Origin of the sequence: Mesorhizobium sp. (genome assembly GCF_017306585.1) — a bacterium.
Taxonomy (GTDB): domain Bacteria; phylum Pseudomonadota; class Alphaproteobacteria; order Rhizobiales; family Rhizobiaceae; genus Mesorhizobium.
Map to the genome: position 1 here is coordinate 1 of NZ_JAFKIC010000111.1, position 15759 is coordinate 15759.

Below are 15759 nucleotides of genomic sequence, written 5' to 3' on the forward strand. Positions count from 1 at the left end.
CCGGTCGCCAAGAAGCACGTCGAATTCAAGGAAACCAAGATCAAGTAATCTGGGTTTTCCCCTTGCAAACAAAAACGCCGCCCATCGGGCGGCGTTTTTGTTTGCAAGTCAGAGGCTGCGCTTACCCGATGCGATCGCCGCTTTTGGCGTCGAACAGATGCAGCGCCGCCGGATCGGCGGCCAGCCGCACGACGTCGCTGGGTTTCACACCCGCACGGCCCATCGCAAAGACGCAGAGCTGCTGGCCGGCCAGTTTGACATAGAATTGCGTCGACAGGCCAAGCGGCTCGACCACCCCCACCTCGCCTCCCAGCGCCCCATCGTCGGACAGCCGGATATGCTCGGGGCGCAGACCGACGGTGATGGCGTCACCACCCTTCAACGGCAGGCCATCCGGGAGCCGCAGCTTCTGGCCGTCGGCGAGCACGGCGTCGGCCTTGTCGGCCTTCTCCACCGTCGCCGGCAGGAAATTCATGCCCGGCGAACCGATGAAGCCGGCGACGAAGATGTTGGCCGGGCGATCATAGAGGTCGAGCGGCGCGCCAACCTGCTGGATCAGCCCGTCATGCATGACAACGATCCGGTCGGCCATGGTCATCGCCTCGATCTGGTCGTGGGTGACATAGACAGAGGTGGTTTTCAGTTGCTGGTGCAGCGCCTTGATCTCGGCGCGCATGTGGACACGCAGCTTGGCGTCGAGATTGGACAGCGGCTCGTCGAAGAGAAAGACTTGGGGATCGCGCACGATGGCGCGGCCCATGGCGACGCGCTGGCGCTGGCCGCCCGACAATTGCCTGGGCAGGCGTCCGAGAAAACTGTCGAGCCCCAGCCGCCTGGCAGCACCGTCGACGCGACTATCGATGGCCGACTTCTCAGCCTTGCGCAGCATCAGGCTGAAGCCCATGTTCTTCGATACGTCCATATGCGGATAGAGCGCGTAGGACTGGAACACCATGGCGATGTCCCGGTCCTTGGGAGCGACGTCGTTGACCAGCCTCTCGCCGATGTGGATCTCGCCGCCGGATGCTTCCTCGAGCCCGGCGATCATGCGCAGAAGCGTGGATTTTCCGCAGCCTGAGGGACCGACCAACACCACGAACTCGCCGTCGGCGATCTTGAGATCGACCGCGTGCAGCACGCGGACGGCGCCATAATCCTTGCGGACTTTTTCAAGCGTAACAGAGGCCATCGATCTATCCTTTGACGGCGCCGGCGGTGAGGCCGGTGACGAGATAGCGTTGCAGGAAGGCGAAGAAGATGCAGACCGGGATCAGCGCCAGGATGGAGGCCGCCATCATCTGCCCCCAGTCGACGGCGAACTTGCCGATGAAGGTGAGCAGGCCGACGGCGAAAGTCTTCTGGGCGTCACTGGAAATCAGCATCAGCGCGAAGAGAAGCTCGCTCCAGGCGGCGGTGAAGACGAAGCCGAGCGTCGCCCCCATGCCGGGCAGCGTCAGCGGCACGATCACCCGGCGCATGGCCTCGGCGCGCGTGCAGCCGTCGATCATCGCCGCCTCCTCGAGATCCCTCGGGATGCCGTCAAAGAAGGACTGCATGAGGAAGGTGGCGAAGGCTGTGTTGAAGGCGGTGTAGATGATGATCAGCCCGATCAGGCTGTTGGTCAGGCCGATATCGCCCATGATGCGGTAGATCGGCGGAATGACCATGACCAGCGGAAAGGTCTGGGTCAGCAGCAAAAGGATGGCAAGCGTTGCCTTGCCGCGGAAGGCGAAGCGCGACATCGCGTAGCCGGCGAGCGTGGCGATCACCGTCACCAGGGCGGCGGTCGACACCGAGACTATGACGCTGTTCAGGAAATAGCGTGGAAAGTCGGAGGCTTCGAGCACGGTGGCGAAGTTCTTGAGCGTCGTCTGCGACGGCCAAAAGGTGATACCCTCCGAATAAAGCAGCCGCTCCGGCGTCACCGAGATTTTCAGCGTCCAGAAGATCGGAAAGAGCGCGAAGACCACATAGACGGCGATCGCCGCGTAGAGACCGATGCCGCCTGCTATGCGCGAGGTTGCGGAGCGTCCGGCGATCATCAGACATGCCTCACAAGCGTGCGTCGGATGGCGATCAGCGCCACCGCATAGGCGATCAAAAGCACCAGGAGCAACACCGCGACCGCGGAAGCATAGCCTTTGTCCAGCGACTTGAAGGCGCTGACATAGATGTAGACCGGAACCGTGCTGGTCGACCCGGCGGGCCCGCCTGCCGTCATCACGAAAATCAGGTCGGCAAAGGTCGCGATCCAAATCGTGCGCAGCATGACGGTGATGACGATGGTTGGCGCCAGGAACGGCAGCGTGACCTTGCTGAAGCGCTGCCATGGCGAGGCGCCGTCGATCGCTGCCGCCTCGTGCAGTTCCGAAGGGATCGACTTCAGCGCCGCCAGCAGCGTGATGGCGAAGAACGGGATGCCGAACCAGATGTTGGCGATGATCGGTCCCCACATCGCTGTGGCCGGATCGGAAAGGATACTGGTGGTTGGGTCGGACCTCAGCCCCAAAGCGAAAAGCCAGTGCGGCAGCGGTCCGATGATCGGGTTGAACAGCCATGCCCAGGTGAGGCCGGACAGGAAGGATGGCACCGCCCAGGGCAGGAACACCACCGCTTGCACGATCTTGCGTCCGGCGAACGGTCTGTCGAGAAGCAGGGCGAGGCCAAGGCCAAGGAAAAACTGGAAGAACAGGCTGGCGACCGTCCACCACAGCGTGTTGACAAGCGCCTGCCCAAGCACCGGGTCGGACAGCATGGCATGGTACTGGCCAAGGCCGACATATTCGGATTTGAAGGCGGAAAATTTGCGGAACGAATAGCCGATGCCGATTATGAGCGGCACCACGAGCACGATCACCAGGAGCACGATCGCCGGGCTGAGGTAGAGCCAGGGCTCAAACGTCGCGTAGGAGAACCGCTTTTTTCGTGGCGGGCCTGCGGATCGTATTTCGGACACGGCATAGGACATTGGTGGCTCTGCGGTGATGGGTGGATGCCGGGGCCAACACAGCTTCCTTCTCCCCGTAACGGGGAGAAGATGCCGGCAGGCAGATGAGGGGCGGCGCTAACTTCTAAGAACCCGGCGCTGCCCCTCATCCGTCACTTCGTGACACCGTCTCCCCGTGAAACGGGGAGAAGGGAAGAAAACTACTTCTTGTTCTTCGCCATCCAGTCCTGCTGCTCCTTGGTCAGGAAAGCAGCCCATTCGTCGGCCACGTCCTTGGCCGTCTTCTGGCCGAGCAGAACCTCCTGGAAGTTCTTGATGGCGACTTGGTCGACAAAGTTGCCGAGATTCTCCAGATGCGTCGGCGGCGTCACCAGTTGGTACTTGCTGGTGTTGTTGAGCTCCTCGAACCAGCCTTTGAACTGTTCGGTCTTGAAATGAGCATCCTGATCGGCGCCATTGTGGATCGGGATGACACCGACTTCCTTGGCCCAGTCAAGATTGTCCTTGGGAGACAACAACGTCGCCATCAGTTTCCAAGCATCGTCCTTGTGCTGCGAGTTGGCGAACATTGCCCAGCCGCCATAGCCCAGCGTCGGGAACGACTTGCCGCTTGGCCCGACCGGCATCGGCGCCACGGCGAAATCATCGGCACTCATCTTGTCGGCAATACCGAGCAGCGCGTCTGGATCCTGGTCGAGCATCGCGCAGGTGCCTGAATAGAAACCGGTGACGATTTCGTTGAAGCCCCAGGACACGCTGTCCTTCGGCGCGTACCCGTTTTTATAGAGGTCCGCCAGCATCTGCAGGCCTTTGACGGAGCCTTCCGCATTGGCCGTCGAGGTGCCGTCCGCGTTGAAAGCGGCGCCATTGCCGGCAGCGATGTTCATGAACATGTTGACGCCGGTATACGAGCCCGGGCCGCCGCGCAGGCAATAGCCATACTTGCCAGGCATCGCGGAAATCTTCTTGGCGTCGGCGACGAAATCGTCGAGCGTTGCCGGCGGACCGTCGAGGCCAGCCTCCTTGAACAACTTCTTGTTCCAGAAGAGCGCGCGGATATAGTAGCCGTACGGTATCATGTACTGGGTGTTGTTGACGGTGGAGCCGAACTGCTTGGCGCGATCGCCAAGCGTTTTGGCATCGTCCCACTTGGCCATATAGGGTCCGAGGTCCTCGAGCTGGCCGTTGTTGGCGTAAAGGCCCATCCAGCGTTCCGGCATCTCGACCACGTCTGGCGTATCACCGGCCTGCACCATGGTCAGGAACTTCTCAAAGGCCTGGCCCCAGGGCAGCGACACCAGCTCCACCTTGACGCCGGGGTTGGCCGCCTCGAATTCGGCTATCTGCTTCTTCAGGAACTCGGTGCGCGGCGGGCTGGTGATCACCTCGACCATCTTGAGGGTCGTGTCGGCCAAGGCGTTTCCGGCTGAAATCGCCAGCCCCGCAACGGTGGCAAGCATGACGGTCAGTTTCTTCATCTTCAAGACTCCCATTTTGAAGCGGCTTGTTATTTTCTGGCTTTTTCGAAGGCCTGGACCACGTCGGCCCAGAGGTCCTCGACATTTTCCAATCCGACATTGAAGCGGATGGTTCGGGGGCTGACGCCGAAGCGCGCCATCGAATTCAGTCCCGGCGTCTGCTCCAGCGACGCCTTGGCCGGTACGACCAGGCTCTCATGACCGCCCCAGCTGACGCCGATGCGGAAAAATTTCAGCGCATCGACAAAGACGGGGATGTCGATGTCCTCGGTCACCTCGAAGGAGAACAGGCCGGCATAGCCGCGCAGCGTCGCCTTGCCGGGATGGTTCGAATAGGCGGGATGGTTGACGCGCTCTACATTGGCATGCGCCTTCAGCCGCTCTGCGATGGTCAGTCCGCTTTTCATGTGATGCGGCAGGCGCAACGGTAATGTGCGCAGGCCGCGCAACAGCAGCCACGCCTCGAAGGGCGACAGCTTGCCGCCGAGATAGGAATAGGTCTGCTCGTTGATATGCTTGATGTGCGCGGCGGAGCCGGCCACGACGCCGGCAACCGTATCGCTATGGCCGCCGAGATATTTGGAGGCCGAATGCAGCACGAGGTCGACGCCATGCGTGTGCGGCTTCTGGAATACCGGCGTCGCCCAGGAATTGTCGATGGTGGTGATGATGCCCTGCTCTTTCGCCAGCCGCGTCAGATGCGGCAGGTCCTGCAGCTCGAACAACATCGAGGTCGGGCTTTCCAGATAGAGCAGCTTGGCTCCCGGCAGCGCCGCCGCGACCGCATCGGGATCGGAGCCGTCGACATAATCGACCTTGATGTTCATGCGCGGCAGGAACCGCTCGAACAGCCGGTAGGCATCGCCATAGCAGTTGCGCACCGCAACGATGCGTTCGCCCGCGCCGACAAAGGCAAGGACGGTGGCGCTGATCGCCGCCATCCCGCTGGAAAAGCCACGCGCGGCCTCAGTGCCCTCAAGTGCCGCCACGCGCGCCTCGAACTCCATGACAGTCGGATTGTCACCGCGCGAATAGATCGGCTGCTTTCGTTTGCCGGCAAACGTATCGGCCATTTCGGCGTAGTTGGCGAAGGTGAACAGCGAGGTCTGATAGATTGGCGGCACCACCGCGCCGCTGGGAAACGGCTCATCATGCGCCAGCAGCGTCGCCGCCTCGGCGAGGTAATCGTGGTCGAAACCTGAGGGATGCTCGTTCATGTCCGGCTCGGAAGTTTGAGTTTGGCCGCACCGCGCTTGAGATCGTCCTCGACGGTGGCGATCAGCTTGAGCGCCTCGTCGCGGGCGCCTTGCGGATCACGCGCGGCGATGCGTTCGTAGATGGTGCGATGGTAGGGAAAGCTGGCGTGGCCGAAATCGCGCACACCGAGGGGATGCTCCCAGAAACGGTGGAACAGCTCGTGCATGGCGGCGATGATCTGCTCGAACAGCGGATTGCCGGAGACCCGGTAAATCGCCTGGTGAAACTCCCAGTCCTCCTCCGAGGACATGCCGTCGCGGGTGCGGAACGCCTGCTCCATGATGTCGAGCTTGCGCTCGATCTCGGCGATGTCGCCCGGGCTGGCGCGCTCCGCGCACAATGCCGCGGCCTCCGCTTCCAGCGCGCGCCTGATCTCCAGCGTATGCATCAGGCTGGTGAAGTCGTTGCCGCCGGCAAGCGTCAGCGGCAAATGCAGCATGTCGGGTGAAACAGCGGCCTTGAGGTAAGTGCCGCTGCCTTGCCGGCGTTCGACCAGACCAAGCCCCTCCCATCGTGTCAGCGCCTCGCGCACCGTGTTGCGGCTGACCTTCAGCCGCTCAGCCAGTATGCGCTCGGTGGGGAGCCGCTCGCCGGGCTGCAGGGCCTCGGCGCGGACAAAGCCCACCAACGCCTTCAGCACCGCGTCATCGCGCGCCGTGGTCTGGATGGGTGGCAGGCTGTTCTGGTCCACATTTCCTCCAAGTGGTCCAATGGTCCAACCAATCTGCACACTGGCGAGACCCCTGTCAATCGCTTGTCAGGAGTCTCGTGATCTGGCTGTTGAAGATTTCAGGATGCGGCGCCTTGCGCCCAATGCGCTAAGAGGCGACGGGCAGACCGAGCCATTTTGTCAGCGCGTCGGCCAATCCCCAATCTGTTGCATCCGAGACCCAGGCCACATATCCGTCGGGCCTGATCAACACGGCGGCCGGCGCATCGACCGCACCAAGGACCGGAAGCTCCCAGGCACCGTCATACGCAGCATCGACCTGCCGCAGCTGTTCCTTCCAGGGGCCGGCATCGAGGCTACCGGCCTCGCCCAGATTAAGAAGCACTGGACGGGCATCGTGCATCAGACTGTAGACCCGAAGCGGCCCGTCCGCCGTGGTCAGATCGAGATCGGGCATTCGCCGTCCAAGCAGGGGATGCCCCTCGCCCAGATCGTAATGGACGCTCAACCCCGACATCTCCCCGGCCAGCCGCTTGCGTGGCTCGTCCATGGCGAGCAACTCGGCAAAAGTATCAGCCAATGCCTTGGTGCGGACATCCATGCGACGCAGCGCAACCTGCGCCATGGAATTGCGCAACACGCGGGCGGCGACCGGATGACGTTCGCTGTGGTAGCTGTCGAGCAGGCTTTCGGGGGACATGCCTTTGACCACCCGCGCCAGCTTCCACCCCAGGTTGACTGCGTCCTGCACACCGATGTTGAGCCCCTGCCCGCCCATCGGAGGATGGATGTGCGCGGCATCACCAGCGAGCACAACCCGCCTGTCCCGGTAAGCGGTTGCCTGGCGCACCATGTCGGTGAAACGGGAAATCCAGGTCGGGCCGTGAACCCCGTAGTCGGTGCCGTAGATGCCGTCCAACGCCTGCTGCAGATCGAGCAAGGTGGGTTCGCCGCCGATCGTCAGCTGCCGCTCGGTCAGCACGATGCCGACCCGGCCGCTCTCCTCGATCTTGCCTATCGCGTGGACGCCATGGGCATCGCTGCGAAATCCCCATTCAGGCTCCCGTGCCATTTCAACCTCGGCAATGATCCAGCTCATCGTCGGGTCCCAGCCGGCGAACTCTATGCCAGCAGCCTTCCGGATGACGCTGCGGCCTCCGTCACAGCCGACGAGGTATTGCGTCCGCAACCGTTGACCGCCGGACAGTTCCAGATCGACACCGTCTTCGTCCTGCGCAAAACCGGTGACTTCCCGTTCGCGATAGATCGGCACCCCCAGTTCGCCGATCCAGTCGGCCATTATCCGCTCGATATGGTTTTGCCGCAGTGCCAGCAGATAGTTGTGCCGGCTGGGAAAGTCGCTGGTATCCAGGCGCACCATGTGGAAGCTGGCGGCCGGCCACAGCTTTCCCTGCGACAGAAACCTGTCGGCAATTCCGCGCTGGTCGAGCACTTCGATGGTGCGCGCATGCAGGCCGCCCGCGCGCGAGCCGGCCAATTGCTGGGTCGGGCGCCGCTCGACAATGGCGACATCGATGTCCGCCAGCGCGAGTTCGCCCGCCAGCATCAACCCTGTCGGGCCGCCCCCGACTATCAGCACCGAATGATCGCGCGGCGGTTGGTTTGTCGGCATGGATACCGGCATTTCGATACTCCCGTTCCGTTGGCAAGGGCGCGGTTTTACGGGAGGAACCGGGGCTTGAAGCAAGTCCCCCGGGCGCCATATATACTTTACGAGAGGACAATACTCCTCCCGCGCCGGCCAGAAGCGCGCAACAGTCTTCCCTGTGGGCCCGGCCTTCCGCATTCAAACGGACTTTTTGCAGCCGGCGTTACCGAGATTTTCCGCGCATAAAAAAGCCCCGGATTGTCCGGGGCTTGATCGGCTCCTGATGCCATATCGGGCAAAGGGGGCCGGTCGGCGTTTGGCAGCGGTACGAGGAGGCCACTATGTGCCAGCGCCGGCCGGCCGACCCCACGGACCCAGGAGATGCGGCGGACCTGAGCATCATGGGGTATTCCTGCGATCGACCTGGCTGTCTACCCTCGTGCCCAGGTCGTCTTGGTCTATGGCCCGCACATTTGCGCAAGAACTTATGAAAATCAACAGTTTCTTAACCAAGCCTCGCGAATCGCTTGGATTAAGGTAAATGGCTAACCCTGTTGCTTGACTGGATATCCGGCCGAATCGGTCAGGCGGCCTTGGCGACGACGCGGTTGCGGCCGCCGCTTTTGGCCTCGTAGAGCGCCAGGTCGGCGCGCTTCATCAACGCGGCCACCGTGTCCACCCCCTTCAGCACCGACGACACGCCGACACTGACGGTCACCTCGATGGTCTTGCCGTCGGAACCGATGGCAAACGGCTTCTGGGCGATTTCGGCGCGGATGCGCTCGGCCACCTTCTCGGCCACCATGCCATCCGTGTCGGGCATGACGACGACGAACTCCTCGCCACCGAACCGGCAGGCAAGGTCGATGCCGCGCACATTCTTGCGCAGCCGCCGGGCAAACTCCCGCAGCACTTCGTCACCGCCATCATGGCCATGCATGTCGTTGATCGACTTGAAGCGGTCGAGGTCGGTGATCATCACCGACAGCGGCCGGCGCCGCGCCACGGCGCGGTCGAACAGCGTCTGCAGATGGCTGTCGAGATAGCGGCGGTTATGCAGGCCCGTCAGGCCGTCGGTCACAGCCATTTCGATGGTCTGGGTGACGCTGGCGCGCAATTGGTCGTTGTAGCGCTTGCGGCGCACCTGAGTGCGCAGCCGCGCGGTCAGTTCCTGCTGGTCGATCGGCCGCATCAGATAGTCGTTGATGCCGAGTTCGAGGCCGCGGATAATGCGTTCCTCCTCGCCCTCCTCCGCCAGCAGAATGATCGGCAGGAAGCGCGTGCGATCGAGCGAACGCAATTGCGAGCAGAGCCTGAGCGGATCGAAGTCGGCGAAGGCCGTCGAGATCATCACGCACTCATAGGGCGTTTCGGCCGCCTGGAAGAAACCGGCATGCGGATCGCTGGTTACATCGAGATCGGCGCTGTCGCGCAGCATCTTCTGGATGCGTTCGACAGACGACTTGCGCTCATCGATCAGGAGCACTTTCGGCGTCGTTTCGGCAGAGGCGAAGTTGCGGCTCAGAAGTTCCTCGATGCCGATGTTGCGCGTGGTCGAGGCCCGCAGCCGCAACTCGTCGGTCAGGGATTTCAGGCGGACCAGGCTCTTGACGCGTGTCATCAGTTGCAGGTCGTTGACCGGCTTGGTCAGAAAATCGTCGGCGCCGGCCTGGAGCCCACGCACGCGGTCCGAGACTTGGTCCAGCGCGGTGATCATCACCACCGGGATGTGCGACGTCGCCGGATCGCTCTTCAGGCGCCGGCAGACCTCGAACCCGTCCATCTCGGGCATCATGACGTCGAGCAGCACGACATCGACCTTGCCGTTTTCGCAGGTCTCGATGGCATCGGCGCCATTGCTGGCCGTCAGCACCTCGAAATATTCGGCCAGTAGCCGGACCTCCAGCAGCCTGACATTGGCAGGGATATCGTCGACGACGAGGATCCGCGCGGTCATTTCACAAGGCTCCGACTTTGGAAAATGGGCGCATCAGGCATCGCCCAGATAGGATTTGATGGTCTCGATGAAACGCGGCACAGAGATCGGCTTCGAAATATAGGCCTCGCAACCGCCCTGGCGGATGCGCTCCTCGTCGCCTTTCATGGCGAAGGCGGTCACCGCGATGACCGGAATGACATGCAGATCGTCGTCTTCCTTCAGCCACTTGGTCACTTCCAGCCCCGACACCTCCGGCAACTGGATGTCCATCAGGATGAGATCGGGCCGGTGCTGGCGCGCGAGATCGAGCGCCTCCAGACCATTGCGGGTGCGCACCGTCTCGTAGCCGCTGGCTTCGATGAGGTCCCGAAAGAGCTTCATATTGAGCTCATTGTCCTCGACGATCATGACCTTCTTAGGCATCGATATCCCGTCCCGGCCGCCTTCCGCTCGAAAGTGGCCGTCATGCGCCCGTCCTTGAACGCACCAAACCCTGCTTCACTATACGGCAATATGATTGACGAAACGGAAACCCACGGCCGCCAAGCAGCGCGATTTCCACCTCGCCTCCCTGCGCGTCCAAAGGGCGCGCCGCGCTGTAAAGGCTTGCCGCAGGCAACTCTTGCCATTACTGCGGGAGAGACTCATTCCACATGCCAAAGGTAGTGATGGCAAACGCGGCGTCAATGCGCGAAGAAGCCGAAGCTCTTGCCATCAAGGCGCTGGGCTTCGTTGCCTCCGACCCGGAACTGTTGCCGCGCTTTCTGGCGATCACCGGGATAGAAGCGCATTCGATCCGCAGAGCCGCGGGCGAACCGGGCTTCCTGGCCGGCGTGCTGCAGTTCATTCTCGCCCACGAACCGACCCTGATCAGATTTGCCGAGGAAACCGGCACGCCGCCGGCCGCCATCGGCAAGGCGTTGCGGGCCTTGCCGCTCGGCGACGACAACCATGAGCGTTCCATATGAGTGACGATCCGGAAACCGCGCGCCAGATCGAGGAACTGGCGGCCGATGACCGGCCCTTGCTGGTGCTCGATGTCGACGACGTCGTGCTCGAATTCATCCGTCCCTTCCCGCATTTCCTCAAGGCGCGCGGCTACGGCCTGACGCTGGCGTCCTTCCGGCTGACCGGCAACATCGCCGAAACGGCCAGCGGCCGGCTGATCGAGCAGCCGGAAGTCACTGCGCTGCTGGGCGATTTCTTCGACGCGCAGGCCGAGTGGCAGGGCATCACCGACGGGGCCGCGCAAGCGCTCGCGGGCATCGGAGACCGCGCCGAAATCATCCTGCTGACGGCCATGCCGCACAGGCATCGCGCCGCACGGCGGGCGCATCTCGATGCGCTGGGGCTAAATTACCCCTTGCTGACCACGGAAATGGCCAAGGGGCCGGCGGTGGCCAAGCTGCGCGGCAAGAACGGCCGGCCGGTGGTCTTCGTCGACGATCAACCGCACAATCTGGCGTCGGTACGGGAGTCGGTGGCAGAGGCAAATCTCTTCCACCTGATGGCGGACAATTCGCTGCGCGCATTCCTGCCGCCGGTCCCGGACGATGTCATCGTCGTCCAGGACTGGCACGAAGCAGCGCCAAGGATTGCCGGCGCTCTGGGAGTTTAGGGCCTACCCCTCAAGGATTAAGCTTCGCGCCTGCCCCGCCATTATCGCTGCCGGCGTTGCCGTCACCGGCATTGACGCTGCCTGCATTGTCATTGCCGCCATTGTCACCGCCACTCTCATCGCCAGCGCCGTCACCGTCTTCGACGCCATCGCCCGCCGCCGGGTCGGCGGCCTTCAGCATGACGCCGTTGACGGTGACCGAGCCATCGGCCTTGGTGTTGACGACCCATTCCAGGCGGCCGTCCGGCAGGGTCTTGGCAAAGCCTTTCACGACGAGAGCGACAGGCACATACTGCGCCACTTCAGGTTCGGACTTCGCCGCCTCCTGCAGACCGGCGACGATCTTATCGAAGCCGGCGACATCGACCGTGAGATTCGCATCCGGCTTCTGGCCGAAGCTCGTCATCTCGCCTTCCAGCGCGATCTCCATGTCCTTGTTCTTCACCGTGCTGTGACCAATGACGACCTTGGGCGTCTTGGCCAGGAAGTCGGCCTTGAGCTGATCACCGAACTCCGGAGACAGCGGTGGGTCCTGATTGAGATCGAAGGCTTCGATCGCCTTCTTCGCCATGCTGTCGAGATCGATGTTGGCGCCGCCGAAATTCAGGTCGATGTCGGTCGGCAACAGCGCCACGCTCCAGCTCGGCAAAAGCTGATGCGGCACGCTCAGCCCCGACGCCTTGATGCCGTAATTGACCTTGCCGCTCTGGGCGATGCCATCGGAGCCGAACGCGGTGCTGAGCTGCGTGGCGCCGAAGGCTCCGAGCGGAATCTCGACCGCGAAGTCCTTGAAGCCGTAAGTACCATCGATGCGCTCCCACACCGGAAGCGCGGCGAGCAGGAGCGACTTGAGTTGCGCCTGATTGGCCTTCAGCGTCTTCTCGTCCTCATTGGCCACGGCAAATGCCAGGAGATCAAGCAGCGGCTTGGTCTGCATTCCCTTGCCGCTGGCCTCCACCGACAGTTCCGGCGACTTCACCGTGACGGGAAAATTCAATCCCTTTTCGGGATCGTTGAGCTTTATCGTTTCGACGAAGTTGGCGATCTTCTGCGACATGGTGAAATCGACGCCGCCATTGCCGGCCTTGGTCGCGGAAAGGGTCGCGCTTCCGGCGCCAGCGCTCATGTCCATCTGCTGCTTGGCTTCCACGGACGACATCGTCATCCCGGACATCGAACTCGTGCCGCTGGTAAAGGCGGCCAGCGCCGGGTCATAAACACCGCTGCCCTTGCCGTCCTTGATCGAAAACTGTGTCGTCTGCTTTCCCTCGGGGCCTTCGAATTCAAACGAGGCGCTCTGCGAAAAATCCATCGAGACGTCCCAAGAACCGTCGCTGCGCGGCTTGACCAGCAGGGCGTAGGGCGCAAAGTCGAACTTCACCAGTTTCTGGTCGGGAAAGGTCGCGGCCAGCGCCTTGAAATCAAACACGATCTTGTAAGCCTGGCCCTCGACAGAAACCTTCAGAATGCCCTTGTCGATCGCCTGCTTGCCGACATAGCGTGACAGATCGTCGGACAATTGCTTGGCGCCCTGGCTGTCGACGGACTGGCCGAAAGCGGGCGCGCTGAACAGCAACGCGGTAAAGGCGATTGGCAACATACGGTTCACGGGAACTCTCCGTTTGATCGAAAGGCAAAAAAGGTCGTCCGGATTCTGGTAGTGAAATACCATCACAACTGCAAGACGATGACGCTTAGCTGGCCGCCGCCAGCACCAGCCGCATCAGCGGGCGACCCGCCTTGCGCTCCACGATCCGCTCGAATCCGGCCTTTTCGAAGACCTGGGAAGAGCCGACAAACAGGCCGATCGACCGGGAATCACGGGACACGTCTATCGGGCAGGCCTCGACAAGCCGCGCGCCATTGCTGCGGGCGAAGTCGATGCCACCTTCGACGAGGCGATGCGTGATGCCCCTGCCGCGCGCTTTTGTGCGCACGAAAAAGCAGGAGATAGCCCAGACATCGGGATCGGTGGCGTCCGCGGCATCGATCGGTGCCGAACCCCTGCCCTTGTTGTTCCATTCGGGCACGTCGGCGCGCGGCCCGATCTGCATCCAGCCAACCGCCTTACCATCCTCGAAGGCCAGCAGGCCCGGAGGCGGGCCGGCTTCGATGCGGGCCTTGATGTGATCCTTGTTGCGCTCTCGGCTGCTTTCGCGCCGCGCCGCCGGCGCCAGCCGGAAATGCGTGCACCAGCAGCCGTAACAGGCACCCTGCTTGCCAAAGAGATCCTCGAATTCCGGCCACAGATCAGGCGTCAGCGGTACCACGCTCGTGCTCATGCGTTCTCCCCAGGCCAAGCTTGTCGCTGGCCTTGCGCTGTCGTACCATTGCGTTTGTTCTCTTTATGTTCGCAGCGATGGCGGCCCCTGTCAACAATCCCGAGCACGGTTTTTGCCGTGACTGCCTGACGTTTCAGCGCGGTGAAACGCGCCGCTGCGACCGCTGCGGCAGCCCTCGCCTTGCCCGCCATCCCGAGCTTTACCGGCTGCATCTGGCGCATATCGATTGCGATGCCTTCTATGCCGCCATCGAAAAACGCGACAATCCGGCGCTGAAGGACAAGCCGCTGATCGTCGGCGGCGGCAAACGCGGGGTGGTCTCCACCGCATGCTACATCGCCCGTATCCGGGGCGTGCGCTCGGCAATGCCGATGTTCAAGGCGCTCGAAGCCTGTCCCGAGGCGGTCGTGATACCGCCCAACATGGAAAAATATGTGCGCGTCGGCCGCGAGGTGCGCGCCATGATGCAGGCGCTGACACCGCTGGTCGAGCCGCTGTCGATCGACGAGGCGTTTCTCGACCTGGCGGGCACGGAACGGTTGCACGGCCTGCCGCCGGCCGTGGTGCTGGCGCGCTTCGCCCAGGCCGTCGAGAAGGAGATCGGCATCACCGTTTCGGCCGGTCTCTCCTACTGCAAGTTCCTCGCCAAGATTGCATCGGACCTTCGCAAGCCGCGCGGCTTTTCGGTCATCGGCGAGGCCGAAGCGATCGGCTTCCTGGCGCCGCAGCCTGTGACCATGATCTGGGGCGTCGGCAAGGCATTCAGCGCCACGCTGGAGCGCGACGGCGTCCGCACCATCGGCCAACTCCAGAAGATGGAGCGCGGCGACCTGATGCGCCGCTACGGCGTGATGGGCGACCGGCTATACCGGCTTTCACGCGGCGAGGACGTTCGCCGGGTCGATCCCGACCAGGACGCCAAGAGCGTATCGGCCGAGACCACTTTCGACACCGACATCGCGTCGCTGGATGAACTCGTCTCAGTATTGCGCGGCCTGTCGGAAAAGGTTTCGGCGCGGTTGAAAAAGGCAGGCATTGCCGGACGCACGGTGGTGCTGAAGCTGAAAACCCAGGATTTCAAACTGCGCACGCGCAACCGGCAACTCGGCGACCCGACCCGGCTGGCGGACCGCATCTTCTCGACCGGTGTGGAGCTTCTGCGCAAGGAAGCGGACGGAACGAAATACCGATTGCTCGGCATCGGCGTCAGCGATCTCTCCGACGACGACAAGGCCGATCCGCCTGACCTGGTCGACGTGCAGTCGCGCAAGCGCGCCATGGCCGAAGGCGCCATCGACGCATTGCGCGACAAGTTCGGCCGCAAGGCGGTGGAAACAGGCTACACGTTCGGCCGAGGCCGTGATGCCCATCCGCCGGAGCCGCTCGAGGACTAGTCGATCCTCAGGTGCGCTTCAGGTCGATGCGGCTCGTCACCACGTTCTTGCCGGTTTTGGGATCGCGATCGGTGACGGTCAGCACAATGCCGTTGGCGCCCTTTTTCTCCACCGTAAGCTGCGCGCTGCGGTCGCCATTCACGACCTTGGCCCACCGTATGGCAAGGTTGATGGCGTTGCCGGAGCGGCTGCCGTTGAGCTGAGCCGGACCGGTGCGTGAGCCTATGTAGACGCCCGAATACTTGCTGCCGCTGGTCTTGAGCCGGGCGCTGATGGCGCGGCTCACCAGGACAAGGCCGGTGCATTTGCCGTCCAGCGACAGCGAGGATGATGTCGCATCCGATTTGAACGTGCAGGAAACGCTGACCGTGGGCGCCTGCGTCGTCACCTGGACCGTTCCCTTGCCAGCGAAATTCCCCTGGAATGACTGGAGGAACTTGCTCTCGTCCGCATGCGCCGAACTCGCCGCAAACAGCAGGCAACCGGCAAGCACAAACCGCGCTGGTGACATCATCGAAGCTCTCCTCGTCGGATTGGAACGGCAACCATCAGGCTTGGGTGCATA

At 62.6% G+C, this 15759-nt stretch carries 15 protein-coding genes; 3 read left to right on the forward strand and 12 right to left on the reverse strand.

Going from position 1 to position 15759, the window contains the following annotated elements:
- Positions 1-121 precede the first annotated feature (121 nt).
- From ugpC to J0I79_RS06220, 9 genes are all read right to left on the reverse strand, one after another.
- Complete coding sequence (gene ugpC, locus J0I79_RS06180) at positions 122-1189, reverse strand: sn-glycerol-3-phosphate ABC transporter ATP-binding protein UgpC (protein WP_292855734.1); 1068 nt, start codon at positions 1187-1189, stop codon at positions 122-124.
- A gap of 4 nt (positions 1190-1193) precedes the next feature.
- A complete protein-coding gene (locus J0I79_RS06185) occupies positions 1194-2042 on the reverse strand; it encodes a carbohydrate ABC transporter permease (RefSeq protein WP_292855736.1) in 849 nt (282 codons plus the stop codon).
- Entirely contained in the window at positions 2042-2968 is a 927-nt protein-coding gene (locus tag J0I79_RS06190) for a sugar ABC transporter permease (protein WP_292855738.1), read from the reverse strand. Before J0I79_RS06190 ends, J0I79_RS06185 begins: the two co-directional genes overlap by 1 nt.
- A gap of 179 nt (positions 2969-3147) precedes the next feature.
- Positions 3148-4425 carry a sugar ABC transporter substrate-binding protein gene (locus tag J0I79_RS06195; RefSeq protein ID WP_292855740.1) on the reverse strand — a complete coding sequence of 426 codons (1278 nt, stop codon included), beginning with the start codon at positions 4423-4425 and terminating at the stop codon, positions 3148-3150.
- Positions 4426-4454: 29 nt separating this feature from the next.
- Complete coding sequence (locus J0I79_RS06200; RefSeq protein ID WP_292855742.1) at positions 4455-5642, reverse strand: PLP-dependent transferase; 1188 nt, start codon at positions 5640-5642, stop codon at positions 4455-4457.
- Complete coding sequence (locus J0I79_RS06205) at positions 5639-6373, reverse strand: FadR/GntR family transcriptional regulator (protein WP_292855744.1); 735 nt, start codon at positions 6371-6373, stop codon at positions 5639-5641. The genes J0I79_RS06200 and J0I79_RS06205 overlap by 4 nt, the downstream gene beginning before the upstream one ends.
- A gap of 127 nt (positions 6374-6500) precedes the next feature.
- On the reverse strand, positions 6501-7997 hold the full coding sequence (locus J0I79_RS06210; protein ID WP_292855746.1) for an FAD-dependent monooxygenase: 1497 nt from the start codon (positions 7995-7997) through the stop codon (positions 6501-6503).
- Positions 7998-8544: 547 nt separating this feature from the next.
- A complete protein-coding gene (locus J0I79_RS06215; protein ID WP_292855748.1) occupies positions 8545-9918 on the reverse strand; it encodes a PleD family two-component system response regulator in 1374 nt (457 codons plus the stop codon).
- Positions 9919-9951: 33 nt separating this feature from the next.
- Positions 9952-10323, reverse strand: a complete 372-nt coding sequence (locus tag J0I79_RS06220; protein WP_006334976.1) for a response regulator — start codon at positions 10321-10323, stop codon at positions 9952-9954.
- Between the two features lie 245 nt (positions 10324-10568).
- On the opposite strand from J0I79_RS06220, the gene J0I79_RS06225 reads away from it, so the two are divergent.
- Both J0I79_RS06225 and J0I79_RS06230 read left to right on the forward strand, forming a co-directional pair.
- Complete coding sequence (locus J0I79_RS06225) at positions 10569-10868, forward strand: DUF3572 domain-containing protein (protein ID WP_292855856.1); 300 nt, start codon at positions 10569-10571, stop codon at positions 10866-10868.
- Entirely contained in the window at positions 10865-11518 is a 654-nt protein-coding gene (locus J0I79_RS06230; protein WP_292855751.1) for a hypothetical protein, read from the forward strand. The genes J0I79_RS06225 and J0I79_RS06230 overlap by 4 nt, the downstream gene beginning before the upstream one ends.
- Before the next feature lie 10 nt (positions 11519-11528).
- On the opposite strand, the gene J0I79_RS06235 is transcribed toward J0I79_RS06230, so the two are convergent.
- Together J0I79_RS06235 and J0I79_RS06240 are read right to left on the reverse strand one after the other, a co-directional pair.
- A complete protein-coding gene (locus J0I79_RS06235; RefSeq protein WP_292855858.1) occupies positions 11529-13118 on the reverse strand; it encodes a hypothetical protein in 1590 nt (529 codons plus the stop codon).
- A gap of 94 nt (positions 13119-13212) precedes the next feature.
- Positions 13213-13800 (reverse strand): GNAT family N-acetyltransferase, encoded by a 588-nt coding sequence (locus J0I79_RS06240; RefSeq protein WP_292855753.1) that lies wholly within the window; start codon positions 13798-13800, stop codon positions 13213-13215.
- A 65-nt stretch (positions 13801-13865) separates the two neighbouring features.
- Between J0I79_RS06240 and J0I79_RS06245 the strand changes: the two genes are divergently transcribed.
- Entirely contained in the window at positions 13866-15194 is a 1329-nt protein-coding gene (locus J0I79_RS06245; RefSeq protein WP_292855755.1) for a DNA polymerase IV, read from the forward strand.
- 7 nt (positions 15195-15201) lie between these two features.
- On the opposite strand, the gene J0I79_RS06250 is transcribed toward J0I79_RS06245, so the two are convergent.
- A complete protein-coding gene (locus J0I79_RS06250; RefSeq protein ID WP_292855757.1) occupies positions 15202-15708 on the reverse strand; it encodes a hypothetical protein in 507 nt (168 codons plus the stop codon).
- Positions 15709-15759 lie beyond the last annotated feature (51 nt).

Coding starts and splice junctions, on each gene's coding strand:
- J0I79_RS06250 (WP_292855757.1), bottom strand. CDS start 15,708: ATGATGTCACCAGCGCGGTTTGTGCTTGCCGGTTGCCTGCTGTTTGCG.
- J0I79_RS06240 (WP_292855753.1), bottom strand. CDS start 13,800: ATGAGCACGAGCGTGGTACCGCTGACGCCTGATCTGTGGCCGGAATTC.
- J0I79_RS06195 (WP_292855740.1), bottom strand. CDS start 4,425: ATGAAGAAACTGACCGTCATGCTTGCCACCGTTGCGGGGCTGGCGATT.
- J0I79_RS06225 (WP_292855856.1), top strand. CDS start 10,569: ATGGCAAACGCGGCGTCAATGCGCGAAGAAGCCGAAGCTCTTGCCATC.
- J0I79_RS06220 (WP_006334976.1), bottom strand. CDS start 10,323: ATGCCTAAGAAGGTCATGATCGTCGAGGACAATGAGCTCAATATGAAG.
- ugpC (WP_292855734.1), bottom strand. CDS start 1,189: ATGGCCTCTGTTACGCTTGAAAAAGTCCGCAAGGATTATGGCGCCGTC.
- J0I79_RS06190 (WP_292855738.1), bottom strand. CDS start 2,968: ATGTCCTATGCCGTGTCCGAAATACGATCCGCAGGCCCGCCACGAAAA.
- J0I79_RS06235 (WP_292855858.1), bottom strand. CDS start 13,118: ATGTTGCCAATCGCCTTTACCGCGTTGCTGTTCAGCGCGCCCGCTTTC.
- J0I79_RS06215 (WP_292855748.1), bottom strand. CDS start 9,918: ATGACCGCGCGGATCCTCGTCGTCGACGATATCCCTGCCAATGTCAGG.
- J0I79_RS06230 (WP_292855751.1), top strand. CDS start 10,865: ATGAGTGACGATCCGGAAACCGCGCGCCAGATCGAGGAACTGGCGGCC.
- J0I79_RS06210 (WP_292855746.1), bottom strand. CDS start 7,997: ATGCCGGTATCCATGCCGACAAACCAACCGCCGCGCGATCATTCGGTG.
- J0I79_RS06185 (WP_292855736.1), bottom strand. CDS start 2,042: ATGATCGCCGGACGCTCCGCAACCTCGCGCATAGCAGGCGGCATCGGT.
- J0I79_RS06245 (WP_292855755.1), top strand. CDS start 13,866: ATGTTCGCAGCGATGGCGGCCCCTGTCAACAATCCCGAGCACGGTTTT.
- J0I79_RS06200 (WP_292855742.1), bottom strand. CDS start 5,642: ATGAACGAGCATCCCTCAGGTTTCGACCACGATTACCTCGCCGAGGCG.